This is a genomic window from Dyella humi (genome assembly GCF_044904605.1).
GTDB lineage: Bacteria > Pseudomonadota > Gammaproteobacteria > Xanthomonadales > Rhodanobacteraceae > Dyella_B > Dyella_B humi.
Map to the genome: position 1 here is coordinate 127,309 of NZ_JADIKI010000021.1, position 24,580 is coordinate 151,888.

Genomic DNA, 24,580 nt, shown 5'->3' on the forward strand with positions numbered 1-24,580 from the left:
ATGCAAGAGCAGCAGAGTATGCGGGAGCTGAGCAAAATCCGTGCAACGATTTCCAGGGCGGGGGCTTATGATTTTGACCAGTACCTGCCACACCATGCCCCAACCTCGTTGACCAGCTTCGCCGTTGAAAATCGCCTCGGCGAAGATCAGCGCACTTTTCAACAGCGAAGCTGGTCAATGACGATCAGGCAAGATCAGATCTGATGACAAGTGATGTGGATACATGTGCTGCTGCGCGTCAAACCGACGTGCGACAACTAAGGCACATACGAGTTGTTCAGCGCATGAAAAATGCAAGGGCATTATTTTCTTAATAGAAGAATGTTTCTCATGCAACGAAACTCGTAAATTCTTGCATCGCTTCCGTCCGTTTTCTTAGCCTGACTCACGCATAGGTTAAGCATTCAATCGCGCGACTTTCACGCTACTTACACACCTGTCGATGCGACGTAGATGCGAGCTGAAAAATAGCTGACGAAGAGATCATTCGAACGCTCTTCACGCGATAGCCATATTCGTCAAGACTTCGTAGCATGGTGTGGCTGCGTGTTTTTATTGCACCGCATCGGGATGAGCGGCAAGTTGGCTTGTCGGATCGACGAGCCCAAGCACGACTTCATGGTTCTGATCACCATGCCATTCCCCTCGGAGCTTGCATGAACGCCGACATCCAAGATTTTCTCGACCGCCGTCAAGTGATCGCCGCGTTGCGCCGTTTCCGCCGCGGCGACTTCAGTGTGCGCCTGCCGGAAGATATGCAAGGTCAGGACGGTGAATTGGCGCAGCTGTTCAACGAAGTGGTGGATCTCAATCAGCAGATGACGGCCGAACTTGAACGCCTTTCGTGTGTAGTGGGCAAGGAAGGCAAGATCACACAGCGCGGGCGCGTCAAGGCGGCCACCGGCGGCTGGGAAAGCGCCATTCACGCGGTGAACGAACTGATCGAGGACATGGTGCAACCCACCGCCGAAGTGGCTCGTGTAATCGGTGCGGTGGCCAAGGGCGATCTATTGCAATCGATGACGGTGGAAATCGATGGACGTCCGCTACGCGGCGAATTTCTGCGCATCGGCAAAGTAGTCAACACCATGGTGGAACAGCTCGCCTCTTTCACGTCGGAAGTGACGCGCGTGGCGCGCGAAGTGGGCACCGAAGGCAAGCTCGGCGGCCAGGCGACCGTGCGTGGCGTGGCAGGCACATGGAAAGACTTGACCGATAACGTCAACGCCATGGCGACCAACCTTACCGGGCAGGTGCGCAACATTGCCGAAGTCACCACTGCAGTGGCTTCCGGCGATCTGTCCAAGAAGATCACCGTGGAAGTGAAAGGCGAAATCCTTGAGCTGAAAAACACTATCAACACCATGGTGGACCAACTCAACTCCTTCGCTTCGGAAGTAACGCGTGTGGCGCGCGAAGTGGGTACTGAAGGCAAGCTCGGCGGTCAGGCGCGTGTGGAAGGTGTGGCCGGTACCTGGAAAGACCTCACCGACAACGTGAACCTGATGGCGGAAAACCTTACCGGTCAGGTGCGCAATATCGCCGAAGTCACTACCGCGGTGGCCTCCGGCGACTTGTCCAAGAAGATCACGGTAGATGTAAAAGGCGAAATCCTGGAACTCAAGAACACCATCAACACCATGGTGGACCAGCTCAATTCGTTCGCTTCGGAAGTAACGCGCGTGGCGCGCGAAGTGGGCACCGATGGCAAGCTCGGCGGCCAAGCGCGCGTGGAAGGTGTCGGCGGCATTTGGAAAGACCTGACCGACAACGTCAACCTGATGGCCGGCAACCTCACGGGCCAAGTGCGCAACATCGCGGAGGTGACCACCGCCGTAGCGCGCGGCGATCTTTCCAAGAAGATCACGGTGGACGTGAAAGGTGAAATTCTGGAGCTGAAGAACACCATCAACGTGATGGTAGACCAGCTCAATTCGTTCGCTTCGGAAGTGAGCCGCGTGGCGCGCGAAGTGGGCACCGATGGCAAGCTCGGCGGCCAGGCGCGCGTGCCCGGTGCGGCGGGCTTGTGGCGCGATCTTACTGACAACGTGAATCAGCTCGCGGCCAACCTCACCAATCAGGTGCGCTCGATCGCCGACGTGGCCACTGCGGTGACAAAGGGCGACCTGTCGCGTTCGATCGCGGTGGAGGCATCCGGCGAAATGGCCTCTTTGAAGGACAACATCAACGAGATGATCCGCAACCTCAAGGATCAGACGCTGAAAAATGCGGAACAGGACTGGTTGAAGACTAACCTTGCTCGCTTCTCGCGCATGCTGCAGGGCGAACGCGACCTAGCCACCGTATCCAACCTGATCATGTCGGAACTCGCGCCGCTGGTGAATGCGCAATACGGCGTGTTCTATGTCACGCGCCGCGAAGAAAACGAAACCGTGCTGGATCTAGTCGCCAGCTACGGCGCGGAAAGCCGCGATGCCTTGAAGCACACTTTCAAGCTGCGCGAAGGCTTGGTCGGCCAATGCGCGGCTGACAAGCGGGCAATCCTGCTGTCAGACGTACCCGGCGATTACGTTCGCATCGGCTCGGGGCTCGGCCACGCGGCGCCGGTCAACATCGCCGTGCTCCCTGCTCTGTTCGAAGACGATGTGAAGGCTGTGATCGAGCTGGCATCGTTCAGCCGCTTCAACGAGACGCACCAGAGCTTTCTTGACCAGTTGATGGAGTCGGTGGGCATCGTGCTCAACACGATAGCCGCCACCATGCGCACTGAGGGCCTGCTCAAGCGATCGCAGCTGCTCACGCAGGAACTGCAGGCACGTCAGACGGAACTCACCACCAAGCAGGAAGAGTTGCACACCACTAACGAGGAACTACAGGAAAAAGCGCAACTCCTGGAGAACGAAAAGAAACAAGTAGAGGCCAAGAATTTCGAGATCGATCTCGCCCGTCGCGCAGTGGAAGAAAAGGCCGAACAGCTGTCGCTCACCTCCAAATACAAATCCGAGTTCCTGGCCAATATGAGCCACGAGCTGCGCACGCCGCTCAATTCCCTGCTGATCCTCTCGCGCCTGCTGTCCGACAATCCGCAAGGCAATCTCAACGAGAAACAGGTGGAATTTGCGCGCACAATTCACTCGGCGGGTTCGGATCTACTCAGCCTGATCAATGACATTCTCGACCTGTCCAAGATCGAATCCGGCACGGTGTCCATCGAAATCGGCGATATGTCGATGAACAGCCTGAGGCAGCACATGGAGCGCACCTTCCGTCAGCTTGCCACCGACAAGAACCTGGATTTCAAGGTGAAATTCGGCGCCACGCTGCCAGCTTCCATCCGTACCGACGAAAAGCGGCTGCAGCAGATTGTGCTCAACCTGCTCTCCAATGCGTTCAAGTTCACCTCACGCGGCAACGTTACGCTGGCAGTAAATCGCGTGGAAGACGGCTGGAGCACCAACCATCCCGTGTTGCGCGACGTGGAATGCGCTATCGCCATTGCTGTGACCGACACAGGCATCGGCATTCCGAAGGACAAGCAGAAGCTGATCTTCGAAGCGTTCCAACAGGCCGACGGCACCACCAGCCGCAAATACGGCGGCACCGGGCTGGGCCTTTCGATCAGCCGCGAAATCGCGCGACTGCTGGGCGGCGAATTGCAGGTGCGCTCTACGCCTGGGCAAGGCTCCACTTTTACGCTGTTTGTGCCGATGGAACTGGCCGCGCATGCGGCGCTTCCCTCCGATGCCTTCGGTGCGCGCTACGACAACAGCGGCGCGATCGTGCCCAATGCGTTGCCCGTGCAGATGGAGGTTTCCGACGATCGCGATTCACTCGATCAATCACCGTTCGTACTGATCGTTGAGGACGACGCCACCTTCGCCTCGATCCTGCTCGATATCGCCCGCGAAGTCGGGCTGAAAGGCGTGGTGTCCACCGCGGGCGCCGGCACCCTGACGCTGGCGCGCAAGCTTCGACCCAATGCCATTACGCTGGACCTTGGGTTGTCAGACATCGACGGATTCGTGCTGCTCGATCTGCTCAAACACGATCCGTGCACCGCGCACGTGCCGATCCACATCATCTCCAGCACTGACATCGTTTCTGACCTTTCGCTGGACGATTATGAGGTGACGGAAAAACCAGCAACACTGGAACGCCTGAACGAAGTATTCGCCAATCTTGCCAGACGCGCCCGGCAGGAGCCGCCGATACCTGTGCCCGCGATGCCGGACGGCGCGAATACTCCCATGACCGGATTGCTTGCCGTGCCTGAACTGGCGGGCGCGAAGATCCTGATCGTCGATGACGATATCCGCAACATCTACTCCCTCACCAGCGTGCTGGAAAGCTACGAGGTGGAAGTACTGCACGCCGAAACCGGCCGCGACGGCATCCTGATCCTTGAACAGACGCCCGGCATCGACCTTGCGCTGATCGACATCATGATGCCCGAGATGGATGGCTACGAAACCATGCAACAGATTCGCGCCCTGTCGAAGCTGGCTGGCGTGCCGCTGATCGCGGTCACCGCCAAGGCGATGAAGGGCGATCGCCAGAAATGCCTGGATGCGGGGGCCTCGGACTATATCGCCAAGCCGGTCGATATCGAATTGCTGCTTGCGCTGCTGCGCGCGTGGGTCACGCGGTCACGCGAACGACGGACATTCACGCATACCCACACGACGGAACTGGCGCTGGAGAACCACCCATGACATCGCAGCCACCCGCGCAGGTTCGGGCAGCTAGTCACACGCCATCCACTATACGGGGTCAGGCGCCCCCTTCCCGTGCGCGCGTCCTGATCGTCGACGACGACGAGCTCAATCTGCACGCCATCAAGACCGTGTTGGAAGACATTGCAGACGTGGTCATGGCCGGCTCGGGCGAGGAAGCGCTGCGGCACCTTCTCAAGGGCGAATTTGCGGTAATCCTGCTAGACGTGTTCATGCCGGGCATGGACGGCTACGAAACCGCGCAATTGATCCGCGCGCGCGAACAGACAAAACGCATCCCGATCATTTTTCTTTCTGCCATCAATAAGGAAGTGGAGCATCTCATTCGCGGCTACTCGATGGGCGCGGTGGACTACGTGTTCAAACCGGTTGAGCCGATCGTACTGCAGTCCAAAGTGGCCGTATTCGTCGACTTGTTCATGATGCGGCGTGAGATACAGCTCAAAGCCTTGCAGGAACAGCAACTGCGCGACGCCAACCTTCACGCCAATGCGGACAGGCTGCGCGCCGAGCAGGAACTGTTGAGAGTGGAGCAGCAGCAATCGGCGATCATCGAATCGCTGCCGATTGCGCTCTATCTTGAAGAACTGAATACCTGGCCGCATGCGCCCAAGTTCGTCAGCGGCAATTTCCAGGCGCTGACCGGTTTCACCTTCGACGCATTGACCGCCGAACCTGCGCAATGGATGGACCGCGTGCACCCCGACGATCGGGCGCGAGTGATCGCTGCTCTGGCGCAACGTGGCGATGGACGCGGCTACGCCGTGGAATACCGCTGGCGCACCGCCGATGAACAGTACCGGCATTTTCTGGATCAGGCCGTACTGCTGCACGACGCCCAAGGCCATCCTCTGGAATACGCCGGCACTTTGTTCGACGTGACCGATCGCAAGGAACTGGAGTCGCAACTGCTGCATGCGCGCAAGATGGATGCGCTCGGCCAAATCACAGGCGGTATCGCGCACGACTTCAACAACCTTCTCGCCGCGATCCTTGCTGGACTGGAAATGCTGGAGCTGCGCGTGGAGATGGAACCGGAGCATCGCAAGCTTTTCGCTACTACGCGCCGCGCCGCTGAACAAGGCGCGGCGCTCGTCTCGCGTCTGCTTGCCTTTGCGCGCAAACAGAAGCTCGAACCCGCCAGCATCGACGTGGCTGCACTCTCCGGCGCGGTAACGCATCTGCTGGAGCACACGCTGGGCGGCATGGTGATGCTTGAATGGCATGTGGAAGAAGAACTTTGGACCCCCTATGCCGATGGCGGTCAACTTGAGCTGGCCTTGATGAACCTGGCGATCAACGCGCGTGACGCCATGCCGGAAGGTGGCACGATTCAGATCACCGGTCGCAATACGCGCGGTGGGCAATTCGGCCTCGCGGATGGCGATTACGTGGTATTGGCTGTGTCGGACTCCGGTTGCGGCATCGCCCCCGACGATCTCGAACGTGTTGCCGAACCCTTCTTCACTACCAAATCGGTCGGCAAGGGGACCGGCCTGGGGCTCAGCATGGTCTATGGCTTCGCCCGGCAATCCGGCGGCACGGTGCGAATAGAAAGCCGGCTCAACCAGGGCACCACCGTGGAGATATGGCTACCGCGGGCGGCGGAACTGCCGCAGACTGAAGAAAACACCCTTTTAACCCCAAAGAAACTGCCAAGCACGCACACCGCCGGGCATCAACACATTCTACTGGTGGACGACCACGACGGTGTACGCACGACCACGGTCACCCTGCTGGAAGAACTCGGCTATCGCGTCACCGCCATGCCTGACGGCACCCAAGCCACCGGCTTGCCGAACGAGGAACTGGAGACCATCGACATCCTCATTAGCGACTACGCCATGCCGCTGATGTCCGGCACCGAGGTGATCCGTCAACTGCGCGCCAAGCGAAGCACCCTGCCCGCCATCATCATCACCGGACACGCGGATGCAATCTCCCATGTTCCGGAGAGCGTGCTCGTGCTCAACAAGCCTTTTACGCTCACGCAATTGCAGGATGCCATTGCGTCGGTGGAGGTTGGGGAGCGTGCGGTGAGGGCGCACTGAAATCGAGCGTTGCAATGTAGCCATCATCGCCTCGGCCAATGACAGGCGAACTTGGCACCAACCCTCAATGCCGCAATATCGCGATCACGATCTCCACCACGATCAACACGATGATCGCTAGCTCCAGCAGCTCCGCGCGCTTGCCGGACGCCTCTTCGTAAAGAGCGGCGTAAGTATCGCGGATGATCGACAACTTGCGATCCACGGTACCGCTGACGTGGCGCACACGGAACAGATCCAGCGCGGCGGTGTAGACACGGGCGAGATAGACGTCTTCGGTGACCTGCAGGGCGTTATCCACCTTCTCGGTGATTTCGGTGACTTCCGCTACCAGCGTGTAGAGATTGCGCGCCAGGTCGGCGAAGCGGCGTGCCGCCAGTGGATTGCCCGCGTGGTGCGCAGCTTCGACCAGGTCGTACATGCGTGGCAGTTCGGCGTCCAGCAGTTCGTCGTAGAAGCGCATTTCCAGCAGCTGAGCGTTGGCGACTTCCAGAATGTCCACCACGTCGGAATCGCCGCGAGGTTCGTAGATGAAGGCGCGGTCCCAGGTCAGCACGACAAGGTCGTCGACATAGTAAGAGAAGCGCTGCTGAAGCAAGTCCTTCCGCGCCTGCTCCGATAAGGGACGCTGCTCGCCGGAAAGCAGCGGTACCAGGTCGATGCGCTCGTGCATCACGCTGGCGGGTATCGCTTCGTCGAAGGCATGCACGATACCCAGCAGGTAATCCTCGTGCAGAGACGCGGGGCTGGGCTTAGTCAGCGCCGGCAACAGGGCTGCGCGCACTTGATACAGCAGCGCTGTCCAGACAGGACTGTTCGCCAGCGGTCCCAATTGCGCATCCACCGCATTGACGAGCTGCGAAAAAGAAGCCCAATCGCACGATGCCACCGGCACCTGCACCGAAAACGCCGCTGCGCCGAAGTCATACAACCGCACGGTGACATTGGCGCGATAGGCCTTGCCTAGCAGTGAAAGATCCAGCGGATCGAGGGTAAGCACGACCGGCGGCACGCCGAACGCAACCGCCTTCGGCGGCGTGCTGGTGAGCTTGCTGCGCATGCTGGCCGGGCGCCGTTGCTGATCCCAGAGCACTTCCACGTTGGAAAGGTCGATGGCGTCGGCGATGTCGATCAGATGCATCGCAATCACCTCGGCCGATTGCACGTTGGGCTGTTCGTACGGCATGAATAGGCACCTGGAAGGCGGATGCGTCGGCCAAGGATCGATACCATAGTGGACCTGTAACAACCCGTCGAGGCGAAGTGTTCGACGGGGCGCCGGCGGCGTGGTAACACGTCCAAAAAAATACGTCCCGACGTAGATAAAAATGGCACTTGCTCCCGCTCAATTGCGGTAGCATTTCCCCACCTCAAGGACCACTGCGCACCTATGACCAGTCACGCTCTGGAGTCGTTGTTGTCCCCCCTCGATGGCGAGTCGCCCACCGGGGAGAATCTTGAATATGACCCCGATTTCATGGCCCTGGAACGCCTGGCGGCGCCCAAGGCCGAGCGCGCTATAGGCGACAGCGTAATCGCCGCCGAGGAGCCGGACTGGGATAAGGTTTCCAGCCAGGCCGAGGCATTACTGGCACGCTCCAAGGATCTGCGCGTGGCGGTGTACCTGAGCACCGCCTGGATGCGCACCACCGGTTTGCCCGGCTGGAGCGCCGGCCTGCAACTGGTCCGCAGCCTGCTGGAGCAATTCTGGGAAGGTGTGCATCCACAGCTGGATGCGGAGGACGACAACGATCCCACCGCGCGGGTCAACGCCATAGCCGCCGTTGCCGACCTACAGGGCATGCTCGGCTTTTTCCGCACCACGCCGTTCGTGCAATCGGCCCGATTGGGGCGGTTCTCGCTGCGTGATCTGCGCATTGCCAACGGCAGCTTGAAAATAGCCGCGAGCGAGGAAGATGGTACCGAGCAGCCCGCCATAAGCCAGATCGAAGCCTGCTGCATGGACTGCACGGAGGAACAGCTAGCCGCGAACGTGGCGGCGATCAGCGCCGCGCTCGATCACGTCAAAGCCATCGATGCCATCTTCAACGAGCACATCGGCACCGCCGGCCCGGATCTGAGGCCGCTACTCAGCGATATCTATGAAGTAAAGAAATTTCTGGAGCCACAGCTCGCCAAGCGTTCGCCCCAGGCGGATGAAGCAAGCGACGAGGCGGACGGTGAAGCGTCGCCGGCATCATCGGGTTCGGCAAAAGCCAGCGGCCGTATCGAAGGGCCGCAGGATGTAATCCGCAAACTGGACGAAATCTGCGACTACTACGCGCGGTGCGAACCCTCCAGCCCTATTCCGCTGCTGCTGCGCCGCGCGCAGCGACTGGTGGGCTTGAACTTCGTGGATCTGATGAAGGATCTGGCTCCAGGTGGAATGGGCGAGTTGCAGGTGATTTCGGGCGCGAATGACGAGTAACGCCGCGGCTTAGGTTGAGCCACCTGCTCTTATCTACGACGTCACTTCGTGCCAATCGTACTACCCTGCATAGCAAATGCTATGCAGGGTGCAATCTGCCATGAAACGCGACTCTGGCTATGTCTCGCTCTACGAAATCGAAGACGAACACGGGCACTATTAGCCCGAAGGCTAACTATCTCTAAATCCGGCTGGAGAGAAGCGAATCATCCATCTCGGGGAATCTATCGGGCCTAATTGGGTGTCTTAATTTTAGCGCAATTTGTAGCGATCTATAAAACGCAGCCTAGCTGCACCATGCTGCGTCATTTGGGCAACAATCGATGTTCCCACAGGGTTGGGCAACAGGCTATCACCTAACGGGCCAGTGACTGGGTTAATCATCCTTTCCATGGCTGATGCAGTGCCCTAGCTGAATGCTGCAACGACTTAAAGGCTAGATCGAACCTGCCAAGTGTTCCAAAAAGGAGAGGTCGGCTCCATCGCGGTCTGTCGACTTGCTGACGTGCTCCCATTCCGCAGTGGCTTTATCACGGGCGGCCTCGACCATGCGAACGGCGAATAACGCATCGCTTCCCAGAATCAAATGATTTGGAAGAGCATCCATGCGAGATAGATCGAAGATGACCTTCGCGTACTTTTTCAAATCACCGATCGCGTTGCCCGATAGGCTTTCCATCATAGTGAGCAAATGCCCGACGCTCGATTCATACTCGGGCAAGACCTTCGGTGCACTTTTCATCGCAAGCGGCGCCCAGCTGGTTGGCATGCTTCCGGGCTCAACGGCGATCATTTTTACGCCAAACCCGGCCACTTCTTTCGCGACCGATTCGGTGAAGCCACCTACTGCGAATTTGGCAGCATGATAGGCGCTCATACCGGGTGAACCCAGTCGGCCAGCTCCCGATGAGATGTTGATCACGCACCCGGAACGCTGCTTGCGCATCACAGGAAGCACAGCGCGCGTCAGGTTGACGACACCATAAAAGTTCGTGTCGATCTGCGCTTTGAAATCGTTCTCGCTCAATTGCTCGAATGGTGCAACCGAGCTAAATCCCGCGTTGTTGACCAGGACATCCAGTCCACCAAACCTGTCGACGGCGATCTTGACAGCGGCCTGTGCAGCGGTAGTGTCAGTGACGTCAAGGGCAGCTATCGTGATTTGATTGCCATACCGCTCCTGGAGGTCCGCGAGCAATTCGGTTCTCCTCGCCGTCGCTACGAGACGGTCGCCGTTGTCGAGAACCGTCTCAGCGATCGTCCGACCTAGACCGTGCGCACTCGCTGTTATTAGCCACGTCTTTGCCATTTCTGTTTCCTACTTTTAATGTGAAGGCATAGACTTTAACTGCGTACTTAACTACATAGTCAATGGTTCAAACATGCTCATTTCGGATTTCGTTTTCGCTACGGGGCTGCCCCGCGAAACGGTGCGATTCTATGTACGCCTCGGTCTTCTGCGGCCCACGACGAATGGCAAGGGTGGCCGCCGCCCATATCAATTTTTTACTGAGGAGGACATCCAAACCGCCGAAGTCATTCAGGTAGGACAATCCCTGGGACTGTCACTCAAAGAAATAGCAGCTCTGGATACGGAACGCCGCGAAGGCGGCATTACGCCCAAGCGCCGCATCGAGATTTTGCGTGACCAACTTGCTCGTCTGGACGCGAAGGCAGCCGAGTTAGAGGCAATGACCCGTTTTATACGCGCCAAGATTGATTGGCTGATGGCCAATCGACACGCACCCCGTCCTCAATTCGGGAAATGCGGATGTCGGGTTCAGCCTCATAGCAGCGCAGCGCCGAGTAGCTCCTCTCGCGCGCGGAAGCAGGTACGCACTCGACGATAAGAATCGGCTGGAGCGGATACTCTGCACCAATGGTGCCAATCACGACGCCGTTATTACCAAGATGACGCCATGATGGTTTAGAGCGATCGTATAACGCCGATGAAAATCGAAGCTCCATGGTCACCTTGTACGAGATGGCTATTAGTTATCCTGTCGGGAAGATGGAAGTATTTTTTTCCAATCATCTCGCGTTTTTCCTAAATAGTTCTAGCCGGAAGCAATATTTCAAAGCTGAAATACACGCCAAGGCAATTTGATTGGCGTACAATTTTGGCTTTGATTTCAAAGTCAATGGTGATGGTGTGACTGATGTTCTCGTAATAGATGACGATGAAGAAATGCTTGCTTTGCTCAAGAAATTCCTTGAGAAGCACGGTTATCATGTCGTTGTGACTACTTCGGGCCATCAAATTGAAGAGATCATTTCAAAAAATAACTTTGACGTTTTAATTCTCGACGTGATGCTTCCAGGCGAGGATGGCCTGAGCCTTTGCAGGTGCGTCAGATCAATGTCATCCATGCCAATAATCATGTTGACCGCCATGACGGATACGACGGATCGCATTGTGGGATTGGAGCTTGGTGCGGATGATTACGTTTCAAAACCATTTGATGCGCGCGAGCTCTTGGCGCGTATCAGAGCCTTGTTAAGGCGATCTTCTTCCCAGTTGGTGCAGGGCGGTGGTGAGAACCTGCCGAACTATGCGTTTGGCAGTTGGCGATTGAGCTTGACTAAACGCGAGCTTCGATCAACGGATATGACCCTCGTCCCGTTATCCCAGGGTGAGTTCGAGTTGCTTCTGGCGTTCCTGGAGCACCCTCAACGCCTTCTCACTCGCGACCAGTTGATTGATTATGCTCGAGGTAACCGCCATGAAATGTTTGATCGAAGTATCGACGTTCAAGTGAGCCGCATAAGGCGCAAGATCGAGCTAAATGTACGTAATCCAGAAATTATTCGGACCGTTCGTAATTCTGGCTATGTTTTTACGTTACCGGTCGAACGAGTGAGATGAAGCGTCATCATTTTCTCGATAGCATTGCATGGTGGTTTTCGCTGAATATCATCGCCGCGATCCTTGTTGCGCTACTCCTGAACCTGGCGTTTGTACAACTTGCAGGGGTCTGGGCGGAGCCGCCGTTAGAGAGTGCTGGTCTCATTGAGAATCTTACTGGCATAGCTCGGGCCATGAACGCCCTACCGATGAGTAATCGAGGTTTATTGGCGACTAAGCTCTCGTCGAGCGATTTTATAGTGAAGTGGTACCCGAGCAGAGTGGATGTACCCATACCCGATGTTCCCGGCAAAAATCCCTATGATGAGCGTTGGGCAAGACTGAGGGAATTGGCCGACTTGCCTGGCGCAGGCGTACTTATTCAGGACACTCAAGTGCGACCTTGGAGCTCGATGACAGTCAAAAGCGTGCACCCGCGATATTCCTTGGCCATGGAACTCATCGATCATTCTTGGGTAAGTTTCAGTACTGATCGACGAAATTGGGGAATGAGTCAAAGTGCGAAGTGGTTAATTGCCACTTTATTTTTAATGCTTTCATGCAGCTTAACCGCGAGTGCAGCAAGCCGGCGATTAGCTCGCCCCATACAGCATTTTTCTTCTGCGGCCGAAGCGTTCGGTTCAAGCTCAAAGATAGAGCCACTTCGTCTTTCTGGCCCCTTCGAAATTCGTGAAGCGGCGGAAGCCTTCAATGCCATGCAAAGTCGAATCCAAGAGCTCGTAAGCAGTCGAACGGAGATGTTTACCGCCATTTCTCACGACTTAAGAGCGCCGTTGACACGGATCCGACTAAGAGGCGAGTTTATCGAGGATGTCGAGCAGCAGAGGCGTCTTTTTCGGGACGTCGATGAAATGGAGGCGATGATCGAGGCCAGCCTTAACTATTTCCGCTTCGATGGGCAGCAAGAGGATGCTACTCGTTTTGAATTAGGGGAGCTCATTCAAAGTGTATTAGATGATTTTCAGGATATGGGGAGGACGGTGGCCATGGCTGGCATGCATCAATTAGTCTATCGAGGACAGCCGCTGGCAATTCGGCGCGCACTGACCAATCTCGTAGACAATGCAGTGAAATATGGGATTTCTGCTTTAGTCACTCTCACTGTTCAAGGCCGCAGTGTTGTTATTACGATCGATGACAATGGACCCGGCGTTACTCCCGATTTAATTCCCAAGCTTTTTCGCCCTTTTTTCCGTGGTGAGCCATCACGTAATCGTGAGACTGGAGGCTTCGGGCTCGGTTTGGCCTCTGCATACTCAATCATCCGGAGCCATGGTGGCGAACTTGTTCTTTCGAACCGTCAACCACATGGACTTCGCGCGACTATTTGGTTGCCGCGTGAGTGGGGTTGATATGGGCATACAACATTAAGTTATTGGACAAATGTGCCGAATCTGCCTAGTACACACCTTTGCAGACATTGGCGGCAGACCGCACAAAAACCGTTCTCGTCGACGGACTCCAGCTCAGCGTGAGTCCCGCGGGAAGTCCCAGCGTGATATCCGCCGCGGCACTCTGCTCGACTGGCCCCACCGATGCGCTGTTGCCATCGCCGAATGCGACCTTAGCGCTGATCGCATAACGTGACGGATCAGGACAACCGGCGAGTTCGACCTGGTGCGATGACGTAGCACCGTAGGAAACGATGTCCGGCAAGCTGCCGGTACTGGGTACGCTGTTGCTGCCGCATGTCGCGGTCAAGGTGTAGTTGACGGAGACGCGCAACGGCTGCGCCACTTGCAGTGCGGTCATGGCTTCCGGCTGAGCGCTGCAGCCCATCAGGAAACTCTTGTGCTTGGACACCACGTGCAGCAGCAAGGCACTCGACGTGTTCCCTGCCCCGTCCGGTAGCTTCAGTTCGATTCGCGTGGGCAATACGCCGGTGATCGCGGGTTGCGTACCAAGCAGCTTACCGTGTTCGTCGGTGATCGTGACCTGCGGGTCGGCGCATTGCGCATCCGATAGGTTCGTGCCGACCAAAGCCAGCGCAATCGGCGTACTGCCCGGATGCAGGGCGAACAGCGGGCGATGATCGATCGTCTCGACGCCGCTGATCACTGGCGTGGCCTTCGACGAACTCGATGCCGTGGCGAGCTGGTCGATGGTGACGGCCAATCCATCCGCCATCGCTTTGGCATCGCTGCCGGGACAGCCTTGCGCGGTATCGAGATAGGCGCGCGTGCGTTGCACGGCGGCGTCTGCGCGCAATACGGCAATGCGCCTGCTGTCGTCGATGATGTCGACCGGCTGACTCGCCTTGTCACCGAGCGATTTGCGCAGCGCCGCGGTCATCGTGCCGAGGCGTTCGCTCGCCGCGTTGAGGCGATCATCATGTGCTGCGCTGGCACGCGTGGCCAAGTCTTGTCGTGCAGTATCGAGCTTGGCGATCACCGCCTCGCCGGTCAGGCGCGGCGCAATCTGCGCGCGAGCATGATCCGGCGCGACCGCAAGCAGCAAGCCGCACCACAACGGGAAAACCCAACGTGCACTGCGCATCACGCCTCCCTTTCCGCTCACTCGTCCGAACAATCTGTATCACCTGCTTGGCAGCTCTGCTGATCCGGCGGTAACAAAATGCCAGAAGGCACGATGCCGAACGAACGATAGTTCGCTGTGATCACGCTCGCGTCGATATAGGAATCCAGATGGTTGTTGACGTTCTGCGCGCGGCTGGAGAACAGCGACGTCGGCACGTTCACGCTGTCGCCGATGATCGACAGGATGTTGCCGGCCGAATCCACCGCGTAGAAGTACGCAGGCGGATCGCCGACCAGCGGCACGTACTGCGTGGTCGTACCCGTGACGTAGATCGGATTGGCTTGCGTACCGATCGCGCCCGTCGACGACCAGGAGCCGGTACCGTCATAGGTCCACGTGTGATCGGCCTGGTAAAGATTGCCATTGGTGACCGCGATCGACACCGGCGACGTACCGGCATTCACCACATAACTACTGCCGTTCAAGGAACTCAAGGTCAGCGTTTCATCGTCCGCGAAGCTGAAACCGGACAGCGAGCGGAAATCACCCAGCGTGCCGACCTTGTTCAAGCCGGTGAGCGTGGTGAGGCCGCCGGCGTTGCCGCTGAGCGTAGCCGCCGCAATGGAGCCTTGGTTTCCTTCGCTGAGTGCACCGGCGCTGTTGAGGCTGGTGCTTGATCCGCTGATGGCACCGTTGATGCCGATGTTGCCGCTACTAGTGGTCAGCGCAAGACTGCTGCCGGCATTGACTGGGCCGTTGATCGCCAAGGCGCGCGCGTTGATCAAGCTGAAGCCGTTGGCAGTGAAGCTGCCCAAGGTGTCGATTTCGTTGATGCCGTTGAGCGTCGTGACACCAGCCGAACTGCCAGTCAGCGTTCCGGCATTCACGCCGTCGTTGCCTTCGCCGATCGCACCGGCCGAATACAAGGCCACCGTATTACCGGCCACCGTACCGTTGATGTCGATATTGCCGGCGGTCGTGGTCAGCGTTGCCGTGCCGTTGCCGCTGTTCACGGCGCCGTTGATCGCCAGGCCGCTGCCGCCGCCAAGCTTCACCGCACTGCCGGTGACATTGCCATTGACGGTCATTGCCCCCGATGCAGTGGCAATGCTCGCCGTGCCATTGCCGGCATTTACCGTACCGGTAACCGTCAGCGCCTGCGCGTTGGCCAGGTTGAAGCCGTTGGCCGAGAAATTGCCCAGATTGGCGATCTGATTCGCAACACCCAACGTGGTCGCAGCGAAGGAATTGCCGGTCAAAGTGCCTGCGGTGACGAGGCCGCTGCCGCCTTCGCCTATGACACCACCTGAGGTCAGCGTGGTTGTGCCGCTGCCGCTGTTCACGCCGCCGTTGATCGCAAGACCACTGCCACCGCCAAGGCTCACTGCACTGCCGGCGACACTGCCGTTCACGGTTAGCGCCCCTGTCGTAGTGGCGACGCTCGTCGTGCCGCTGCCGCCATTCACTGCACCATCCACGGTCAACGTATTTGCGTTACTCAGACTGAAGCCGTTCGCCGTGAAGTTGCCCAGACTGACGACCGCATTGGCGCCACCCAGAGCAGTCGCGCCACCGGAACCGCCAGTCAGCACACCTGCCGTAATGACGCCGCTGTTGCCTTCGCTGATGGTGCCGCCGGAGGTGAGCGCGGTAGTGCCAGCGCCGCTGTTGACGCTGCCGTTGACACCAAGACCACCCTGGCCGGCCAGCGCTACGGAGCCACCAACGACAGCCCCATTCACCGCCAGCGCCCCCGCGGACGTGGCAATGTTGGTAGCACCGCCACCGCCGTTCACTGTACCGGCGACAGTCAGCGCCTGCGCGTTATCCAGGTTGAACCCGTTTGCAGCAAAACTGCCAAGGGTACCGATCTGGTTTGCGCCCTGCAGTGCAACCGCTGCACCAGAGCTGCCGGTGAAGGTGCCGGCCACAATCACGCCGTTGCTGCTTTCACCAATCGCACCGGTCGAAGTGATCGTAGTGATGCCGCTGCCGCCATTGACGGTGCCTGCGATCGTCAACGCCTGCGCATCCGACAGATTGAAACCATTGGCAGTAAAGTTGCCGAGCGTGCCAACCACGTTCGCACCGCTCAGCGTGGCCGCGCCGACCGAACTGCCCGTCAGGCTGCCGGCCGTGATGACGCCGTTGTTGCCTTCGCTGATCGCGCCACCCGAAATCAGCGTCGTGGCGCCACTGCCGCTGTTCACCCCGGCATTGATGGCTAGATCACCGTTACCGTTCAGCGCAACAGCGCCGCCGCTGACAGAGCCGTTCACGGTCAGATTGCCGCCCGTGGTGGTCAAGCTGACGCCCGAAGCTCCGCCGTCCACCGTACCCGCGACGGACAGCGCTTGTGTGCTGGTCAGGCTGAGACCGTTCGCGGTGAAGTTGCCCAGCGTCGTGATTGCATTGGCGCCATCCAGCGTGGTTGCTCCGGCCGAACTGCCAGTCAGCGTAGCCGCCGTGAGCGCACCGCCACTCTGCGCAATGCCGCCTGCGCTGCTGACCAGACTGAGCGTGCCCGCAGCAGTCACATTGTTGGCGAGTGCGATGCCGTTCGCACCGCTCAACGTGACATTGCTGCCGCTCAGGGCACCCGTCGTATCTAGCGTACTGCCCTTGGAAACAAGGGCGAGGTTGCCCGTGCCGGCATTGATGCCTCCAGTCAGATTCAGCGCCTGCCCTGCCGTCAGGCTCACGTCGCCGTTATTGTTATCGGTCAACGCGGCGATGGTCAGGTTATTCGCATCGTAGATGGATACGCCGGCACCTGTCGCAGTCACGGCTCCCGTGAAATTGTTGCCAAGCGTGAGATCGACCGTGTTAGTACCCGCATTGAAGCTGGAAGCACCTGTCACCACAAACGGATTGGTTTGCTTGATATCGCCCGCCGTGGTCGTCACCGATAGCCCGCCGCTGCCGATATTGAGCGCGTCCGCCGTGAACGTGCTGCTCCGAGTAGTCAGACCGCTCAGCGACACCGGCTGATTGAAGGTGACGATGCCGCCGGTGTTGATCGACAACGCACCGGAACCATTCACCGTGGAGATGAAATCAATGGCGCCGTTGCCGGTACTGGTGAGCAACGCGTTTGCTCCAAACGCCACTGCACCGTTGTAGGTTTGGCTTCCGCCGGTCGTGACGTTGTTATCCAGAGTCAGTGTGCCTGCCCCGGTCTGGGCGAAGTTGCTGCCGCCACTGATCGCGCCAGTCACTGTCAGGTTGGTGCCACTATCGGTTTGCAGTGTGCCGCCGCTACTACCCAGCGTCACAGCGCGACTTAGGGTGAACGAAGCAGTGTTTTCCAGCGTACCGCCATTGAGCGTAATGCCCGTGCCACTCGCACCCAGGTTGCTGTTGCTCGATACCACCAGTGTGCCGCCGCTGACGGTGGTGCCCCCGCCGTAGCTGTTCGCACCACCCAAGGTCAGCGTCCCGCCGCCCTTCTGTGTGACCGAGCCCGTGCCTGAGATCACTGCGCCGTAGTTCAGGTTGCCGCTCAGATCGAACACCAATGCGCCGTTGTCCGCTACGATGCTGACGACTGAACCATTCGTTCCGCCATTACCCAACTGCAAGGTGCCGCCGCTGATCGTCGTGCTACCTGAGTACGTGTTCGTGTTCGTCAGTATCAGCGTACCGCCAGACAATACGAGGCTGCCGCCGGTACCGCCACCAATACCGCCATCGCTGATGACACCGCTGAAAGTGTCGTTAGCAGCATTGGTCAACGTCAGTATTTTGCTGCCCAGCCTCACTTGGCCCGCGCCACTCAGGCTGGCAATGCTTGCGCCGCTGGTCGTCTGAGAAATGTCGAATGCGCCCGCATCGCTCACGCTCGAGTTCGCCACGCTGCCGCCACCCGAAAGTGCCAGCGTGCCGTTAGTGATCGTCGTGGCACCGCTATAGGTGTTCGCCCCGGTCAGTGTCAACGTGCCGCTGCCCGCCTGTGTCAGCGATCCCGTGCCGGAAATCACTCCGCCCAAGCTCACGCCGTTGCTGTGGTCGTATACCAGCGAACCGTTGTCCGTCACGTTGCTAGTGATTGAACCGCTCGTTCCGCCATTGCCCAGCTGCAAGGTGCCAGCACTGATCGTCGTGCTGCCTGTGTATGTGTTCGCGCCCGTCAATATCAGCGTGCCGTTGCCCACAAGCGTCAACGAACCCGTGCCGGAAATCACTCCGCTGTAGCTCACGCTACCGCTGCGATCGAACACTAGCGAGCTGCTATCCACCACGCTTCCCGTGATCGAACCGCTCGTCCCACCATTGCCCAGCTGCAAGATGCCGGCATTGATCGTCGTGCCACCTGTGTAGGTGTTTGCACCGGTCAGTATCAGCGTGCCACTGCCCGCCTGCGTCAACGAACCCGTGCCGGAAATCACGCTGCCGTAGCTCACGCTGCCGCTCTGGTCAAAGACCAGCACGCCGTTGTTCGTCACGTTGCCAGCGACTGAGCCACCGGTCGCACCATTGCCCAACTGCAAAGTGCCCGCACTGATCGTCGTGCTACCCGTGTACGTGTTCGCGTTCGTCAGTATCAGCGTGCCCGAGCCCGCCTGCTTCAACGACCCCGTGCCTGAAATTACTCCACCATAGCTCACGCTACCGCTCTCGTTGAACACCAACGCACCGTTATCCGTCACGTTGCCAGTGATCGAACCACCGCTACCCAGTTGCAAGGTGCCCGCACTGATCGTCGTGCCGCCGCTATAGGTGTTCGCGCCCGTCAGTGTCAACGTGCCGCTGCCCGCCTGCGTCAGCGATCCCGTGCCGGAAATCACTCCGCCCAAGCTCACGCCGTTGCTGTGGTCGTACACCAGCGAACCGTTGTCCGTCACGTTGCTAGTGATTGAACCGGTCGTCCCGCCGTTACCCAGTTGCAAGGTGCCGCCGCTGATCGTCGTGCTACCCGTGTATGTGCTTGCATTCGTAAGTATCAACGTACCGCCGGACAACACGAGATTGCCACCGGTACCACCACCGAGACCGCCATCACTGATGACACCACCGAAAGTGTCATTGGCAGCATTGCTCAACGTCAGCGTTTTGCTGCCCAGACTCACCTGCCCAGCGCCACTCAGGCTGACGATGCTCGCACCACTGGTCGTCTGCGAAATGTCGAACGTGCCCGCATCGCTCACGCTCGAGTTCGCCACGCTGCCGCCACCCGAAAGTGCCAGTGTGCCGTTAGTGATCGTCGTTGTGCCGCTATAGGTGTTCGCCCCCGCCAGCGTCACCGTGCCTGTACCCGCCTGCGTCAGCGATCCATTGCCCGAGATGACGCCGCCGTAGCTCACGCTACCGCTCTGGTCGAATACCAGCGCACCACTGTCCGTCACGTTGCCGGCAATTGAGCCGCCGGCCCCGCCATTGCCCAACTGCAAGGTGCTGCCCGCCGTGATCGTCGTAACGCCCGTGTAGGTATTCACACCCGTCAGCGTTTCCGTGCCGCTCGACAACACGAGGCTACCACCGGTACCGCCAGCGATGCCGCCATCGCTGATGACGCCACTGAAAGTGTCGACAGCATTGGTCAACGTCAGCGCTTTGCTGCCGAGACTCACCTGGCCTGCGCCGCTCAGGCTGGCGATGCTTGCACCGCTAGTCGTGCCGGAGATGTCGAACGTGCCGTTGTCGGCAACCCCGCTGGAACTCACCACGCTGCCGCTACCCGAAAGTGCCAGCGTGCCGCTAGTGATTGTCGTGACGCCGCCATAGGTGTTCGCACCCGTCAGCGTCAGCGTGCTCGCCCCCCCCTGCGTCAGCGATCCGCTGCCCGAGATGACGCCGCTGTAACTCACGCTGCCGCTCTGGTCGAATACCAGCGCACCGTTGTCCGTCACGTTGCCGGCGATTGAACCGCCGGCCCCGCCATTGCCCAACTGCAAGGTGCCGGTATTGATCGTCGTGCCACCCGTGTACGCGTTCGTACCCGTCAGCGTCAGTGTGCCCGTACCCGCCTGCGTCAGCGATCCGCTGCCCGAGATGACGCCGCCGTAGCTCACGCTGCCGCTCTGGTCGAATACCAACGCACCGCTGTCCGTGACGTTGCCGGCTATTGAGCCACCGGTACCACCATTGCCCAGTTGCAAGGAGCTACCCGCCGTAATCGTCGTAACACCGGTGTAGGTGTTTGCACCCGTCAGCGTTTCCGTGCCACTCGACAACATGAGGCTACCACCGGTACCGCCACCGATACCGCCATCGCTGATGACACCACTGAAGGTGTCGACAGCATTGATCAACGTCAGCGCTTTGCTACCCAGATTCACCTGGCCTGTGCCACTCAGGCTGGCGATGCTCGTACCGCTGGTCGTGCCGGAAATGTCGAACGTGGCGTTATTGGCGACCCCGCTGGAGCTCGCCACGCTGCCGCTACCTGAAAGTGCCAGCGTGCCGTTAGTGATCGTCGTGACACCGCCATAGGTATTTGCACCCGTCAGCGTCAGCGTGCCGCTGCCTTTTTGTGTCAACGAACCCGTGCCTGAAATCACCCCGCCGTAGCTCACGCTGCCGCTCTGGTTGAATACCAACGCGCCGTTGTCCGTCACGTTGCCCGCGACCGAACCACCATTGCCTAGCGTCAAGGTGCCCGCACTGATCGTCGTAGCACCCGTGTACGTGTTCGCGCCCGTCAGCGTCAGCGTGCCCGTGCCTGCCTGGGTCAGCGAACCCGTTCCGGAAATCACTCCGCCATAGCTCACGCTACCGCTCTGGTCGAACACCAGCGCAGCGTTGTCCGTCACGTTGCCGGTGATCGAACCGCTCGTGCTGCCATTGCCCACCTGCAAGGTGCCCGCTGTGATCGTCGTGCTGCCATAGTTATTCGCGCCCGTCAGCGTCAACGTACCGCCGCCTGTCTTGCTCAAACCGCCACTACCGGAAATCGCGCTGCTCACGATCAGGTTAGTGCCGCTATCGGTTTGCAACGTGCCTCCACCAAACAGCGTCACCGTAGCGTTCAAGGTGAACGAAGCGGTGCTCTCCAGCGTACCTCCGCCGAAGGTCAGGCCACCATCGTTGCTTCCCCCCAGGTTGGCGTTGCTGGATACCGCCAGTGTACCGCCAGCGAAGAGCGTGCCACCGCTGTACGTGTTCGCGCCCGTCAGTGTTTCCGTGCCGCCCGACATCGTGAGGCTGCCACCACTACCACCATCACTGATGACACCGCTGAAAGTGCCAGCCGCGTTGCTTAGTGTCAGCGTGTTGCCGCCCAGGTTAACCGCCCCGCCGCCCGACAGGCTGGTGATGCTTGCCCCGTTGCTCGTGCCCGAGATGTCGAACGTGCCGGCATCGCTCACGCCACTCGAGTCCGCCACGCTGCCGTTGGTCTTGAGGGCCAGCGCGGTGCCGCTGTTGATCGTCGTGCTACCTGAGTACGTGTTCACCCCCGTCAGCGTCAGCTTGCCCGTACCCACCTGGGTGAGCGAACCCGTGCCGGAAATCACTCCGCCGTAGCTCACGCCAGTTGTCCGGTCGAAAACCAGCGAGCTGTTGTCCGTCACGTTGCCGGTGATCGAACCGGTCGAGCCGGCATTGCCCACCTTTAAGGTGCCCGCTGTGATGGTCGTGCTGCCGTAGCTGTTCGCGCCCGTCAGCGTCAACGTACCGGTACCTGTCTTGCTCAGACCACCGCTGCCGGAAATCGCGCTGCTCACGATCAGGCTAGTGCCACTATCGGTCTGTAACGTGCCTGCACCAGTCAGCGTCACCGCAGCGTTCAGGGTGAACGAAGCGGTGCTCTCCAGCGTACCTCCGCCGAAGGTCAGGCCACCATCGTTGCTTCCACCAAGGTTGGCGCTGCTCGATATCGCCAGCGTCCCGCCATTCATGGTCGTGCCACCGCTGTAAGTGTTGGCGCCCGTCAGCGTTTCCGTGCCGCCCGACAACGTGAGGCTGCCGCCGGCACCGCCATCGCTGATGACACCGCTGAAGGTGCCGGAAGCGTTGCTCAACGTCAGCGGATTGCTGCCCAGGCTCACCGACCCGTTGCCAGACAGGCTGGTGATACTCGCCCCGGTGTTCGTGTTTGAGATGTCGAACGTGCCCGCGTCGCTCACACTGGAGTCCACCACGCCGCTGTTGTTACCGGTAAGTGCCAGCGTGGCGCCGCTGTCGATCGTCGTAACACCGGTGTAGGTGTTCGCGCCAGCCAAGGTTTCCGTGCCGGCCGATACCGTAAGGCCGCCGCTACCGCTGATGACGCCGCTGAAGGTATCCGCAGCGTTGCTCAGCGTCAGCGTATTGGCGCCAAGGATTACCGACGCCCCGCTCGCGCTGCCTGCCAGGCTGGTGATGCTTGCCCCACCATTGGTCAGGCCTGAGATGTCGAACGTACCGTTGTCGGTCAAGCTGCCGATCGTCGAGGTGCCAGAGCCTGCCAGCGACAGCGTGCCGGTGCTGCTAATGATGGTCGTGCCGCCGGACACGGCGTTTTCGGTCGCACTGCCGGTCGAGTTGGTAGTCGAAGGTTCCAGCGCCAAGCCGGCCGTGCCGGTGGCCTTCAACGCGCCACTGATATTGATGTTGTCAGCAGCGATCAAAGTAAGGGTGTTGTTGTTCCAGCTAACCGTGTCGTTGACGTTGATGCTGCCGGTTCCTGGCGTGGTGGCACCCTGGCTGGACTTGATGATGACGTTGCCGCCAGACAGGTTCGTGCTCAACGCGGTGCCCGTAATGTCCCCACCCGTCGCCGCAATGGTGAAATCAACCGGGTCGATCAGCCAGCTGCCGCTCTGCCCATGCGGCGCCAAGGTGTTGACGCCCGTGCCGTCGGCAATGTGAACCTGCTCGCCCGAGGTCTCAATGCTGCCACCGTTGCCGCCGTCCACACCACCGCGCGCACTGAAGCTGCCGGCGACGTTGTTGGTCTGACTACCCCACGTCGCGATAGAACCACCGGAACCCTGCGTCGTGGCATCGGCGTTCAACGTGGCGCCTGCCTCAACGGTGGTGTTGGCCGCCTGCATCAGTCCTTCACCGCCGTGCGGACCACCACCGATGCGGATGCTGCCGCCACCGTTCGCGCCAGAGGCATTCACATTGCCGCTGACGTCCACGTTCTGATCCGACAGCACCTGCACGCTGCCGCCTTCCGCGCCGGATACGTCGATAGTGCCGCTGGTAACGGTATTGCCGCCGCTGGCGATCAGCTGCACTTTGCCACCTTGCGTGCTTATACCGCCGGCGCTGATTACGCCGGTGTTGTTGACCAGGTTGGTGAACAAGTCTTTCGCCGCCGACGCCTGCAGCACTACCGTGCCGCTGTCCGCTTGCAGCTTGCCTTTGTTGGTGACGGCTGCTTCGTCGGTGTTGAGTCGCTTCTGCAACTCACCCGTGACCTGTACGTTGATCAGACCTTCGCCATCGAAATCGAGTACCGCTCGATCGGCGCCGTCGAGATTGATGTGGCCGTAGTTAGCGAGGATCAGGCCGTCGTTCTCCACCTGCCCGCCGATTAGGCTTACCGAGCCGCCGCTGGCCGCTTCGATGGTGCCGTGATTAACGATGCCAGCACTGCCGCCGTGCGCATCTAGGTTGAAATGGCTGGAAAGAAAATCGCTGGGCGTGAGATCCAGCGTGCTCGCTACCAGGCCGCCCACGTTCATTTGTGAGCCGGCACCGAAGATGATGCCGTGTGTGTTGATCAGGAAGATCTGACCGTTGGCGCTGACGTGGCCGAAGATCTGGCTGGGATTCTGATCGAGGATGCGGTTGAGCGCCACCGAGGTGAACGACGGCTGCTTGAACAGCACCGACGCGTTCGCGCCCACGTTGAAGCTTTGCCAGTTCAACGCCAACAACTGCGAATTCTGCACGATGGTGGTGTTGACGCCATTCTGCGAAATCGAGCCGTTGCCACCGACGATTGCGCCGCCGGTGGGCGTGGCGTTCGCCGCCACGTGTCCGCCCGCCCATACCTCGCCGCCGCACGCGAAAAGACCCAGCAATGACACCAAGCTTGCCGGTAGCAGTTTGCGCCGCAAGGCCGGCAATCCATTCGGGTGACGTGACACGTGCTGCTGTTTGCCAGTGTTCGTGTTCATGATTGCCTCCA

General features: G+C 59.4%; 11 protein-coding genes. 7 read left to right on the forward strand and 4 right to left on the reverse strand.

The window, feature by feature from the left end:
• The 3 genes from ISP18_RS01240 (at position 1) to ISP18_RS01250 (ending at position 6,745) form a co-directional block, all read left to right on the forward strand.
• Positions 1 to 204 carry a hypothetical protein gene (locus ISP18_RS01240; protein WP_380016225.1) on the forward strand — a complete coding sequence of 68 codons (204 nt, stop codon included), beginning with the start codon at positions 1 to 3 and terminating at the stop codon, positions 202 to 204.
• Positions 205 to 656: 452 nt separating this feature from the next.
• Positions 657 to 4,673: a HAMP domain-containing protein gene (locus ISP18_RS01245; RefSeq protein ID WP_380016227.1), complete on the forward strand. Its 4,017-nt coding sequence runs from the start codon at positions 657 to 659 to the stop codon at positions 4,671 to 4,673.
• Positions 4,670 to 6,745: a response regulator gene (locus ISP18_RS01250; RefSeq protein WP_380016229.1), complete on the forward strand. Its 2,076-nt coding sequence runs from the start codon at positions 4,670 to 4,672 to the stop codon at positions 6,743 to 6,745. The genes ISP18_RS01245 and ISP18_RS01250 overlap by 4 nt, the downstream gene beginning before the upstream one ends.
• 64 nt (positions 6,746 to 6,809) lie before the next feature.
• Here the strand turns inward: ISP18_RS01250 and ISP18_RS01255 are convergent, their stop codons facing one another.
• Positions 6,810 to 7,931 (reverse strand): hypothetical protein, encoded by a 1,122-nt coding sequence (locus tag ISP18_RS01255; protein WP_380016231.1) that lies wholly within the window; start codon positions 7,929 to 7,931, stop codon positions 6,810 to 6,812.
• Between the two features lie 204 nt (positions 7,932 to 8,135).
• Here ISP18_RS01255 and tssA point away from each other — a divergent pair, with 204 nt between their 5' ends.
• A complete protein-coding gene (gene tssA / locus ISP18_RS01260) occupies positions 8,136 to 9,173 on the forward strand; it encodes a type VI secretion system protein TssA (RefSeq protein WP_380016233.1) in 1,038 nt (345 codons plus the stop codon).
• A 436-nt stretch (positions 9,174 to 9,609) separates the two neighbouring features.
• Here tssA and ISP18_RS01265 read toward each other — a convergent pair whose 3' ends face one another.
• Entirely contained in the window at positions 9,610 to 10,482 is an 873-nt protein-coding gene (locus ISP18_RS01265) for an SDR family NAD(P)-dependent oxidoreductase (protein ID WP_380016235.1), read from the reverse strand.
• A gap of 73 nt (positions 10,483 to 10,555) precedes the next feature.
• Between ISP18_RS01265 and ISP18_RS01270 the strand changes: the two genes are divergently transcribed.
• From ISP18_RS01270 to ISP18_RS01280, 3 genes are all read left to right on the forward strand, one after another.
• Positions 10,556 to 11,023, forward strand: a complete 468-nt coding sequence (locus ISP18_RS01270; RefSeq protein ID WP_380016237.1) for a helix-turn-helix domain-containing protein — start codon at positions 10,556 to 10,558, stop codon at positions 11,021 to 11,023.
• 257 nt (positions 11,024 to 11,280) lie between these two features.
• Positions 11,281 to 12,039: a response regulator gene (locus ISP18_RS01275; RefSeq protein ID WP_380016239.1), complete on the forward strand. Its 759-nt coding sequence runs from the start codon at positions 11,281 to 11,283 to the stop codon at positions 12,037 to 12,039.
• Positions 12,036 to 13,391 (forward strand): ATP-binding protein, encoded by a 1,356-nt coding sequence (locus ISP18_RS01280; protein WP_380016241.1) that lies wholly within the window; start codon positions 12,036 to 12,038, stop codon positions 13,389 to 13,391. Before ISP18_RS01275 ends, ISP18_RS01280 begins: the two co-directional genes overlap by 4 nt.
• 46 nt (positions 13,392 to 13,437) lie before the next feature.
• Here ISP18_RS01280 and ISP18_RS01285 read toward each other — a convergent pair whose 3' ends face one another.
• Positions 13,438 to 14,535, reverse strand: coding sequence for a hypothetical protein (locus ISP18_RS01285; protein ID WP_380016243.1), 1,098 nt, complete (start codon positions 14,533 to 14,535; stop codon positions 13,438 to 13,440).
• Positions 14,536 to 14,552: 17 nt separating this feature from the next.
• Entirely contained in the window at positions 14,553 to 24,569 is a 10,017-nt protein-coding gene (locus ISP18_RS01290) for an autotransporter-associated beta strand repeat-containing protein (RefSeq protein WP_380016245.1), read from the reverse strand.
• Positions 24,570 to 24,580 lie beyond the last annotated feature (11 nt).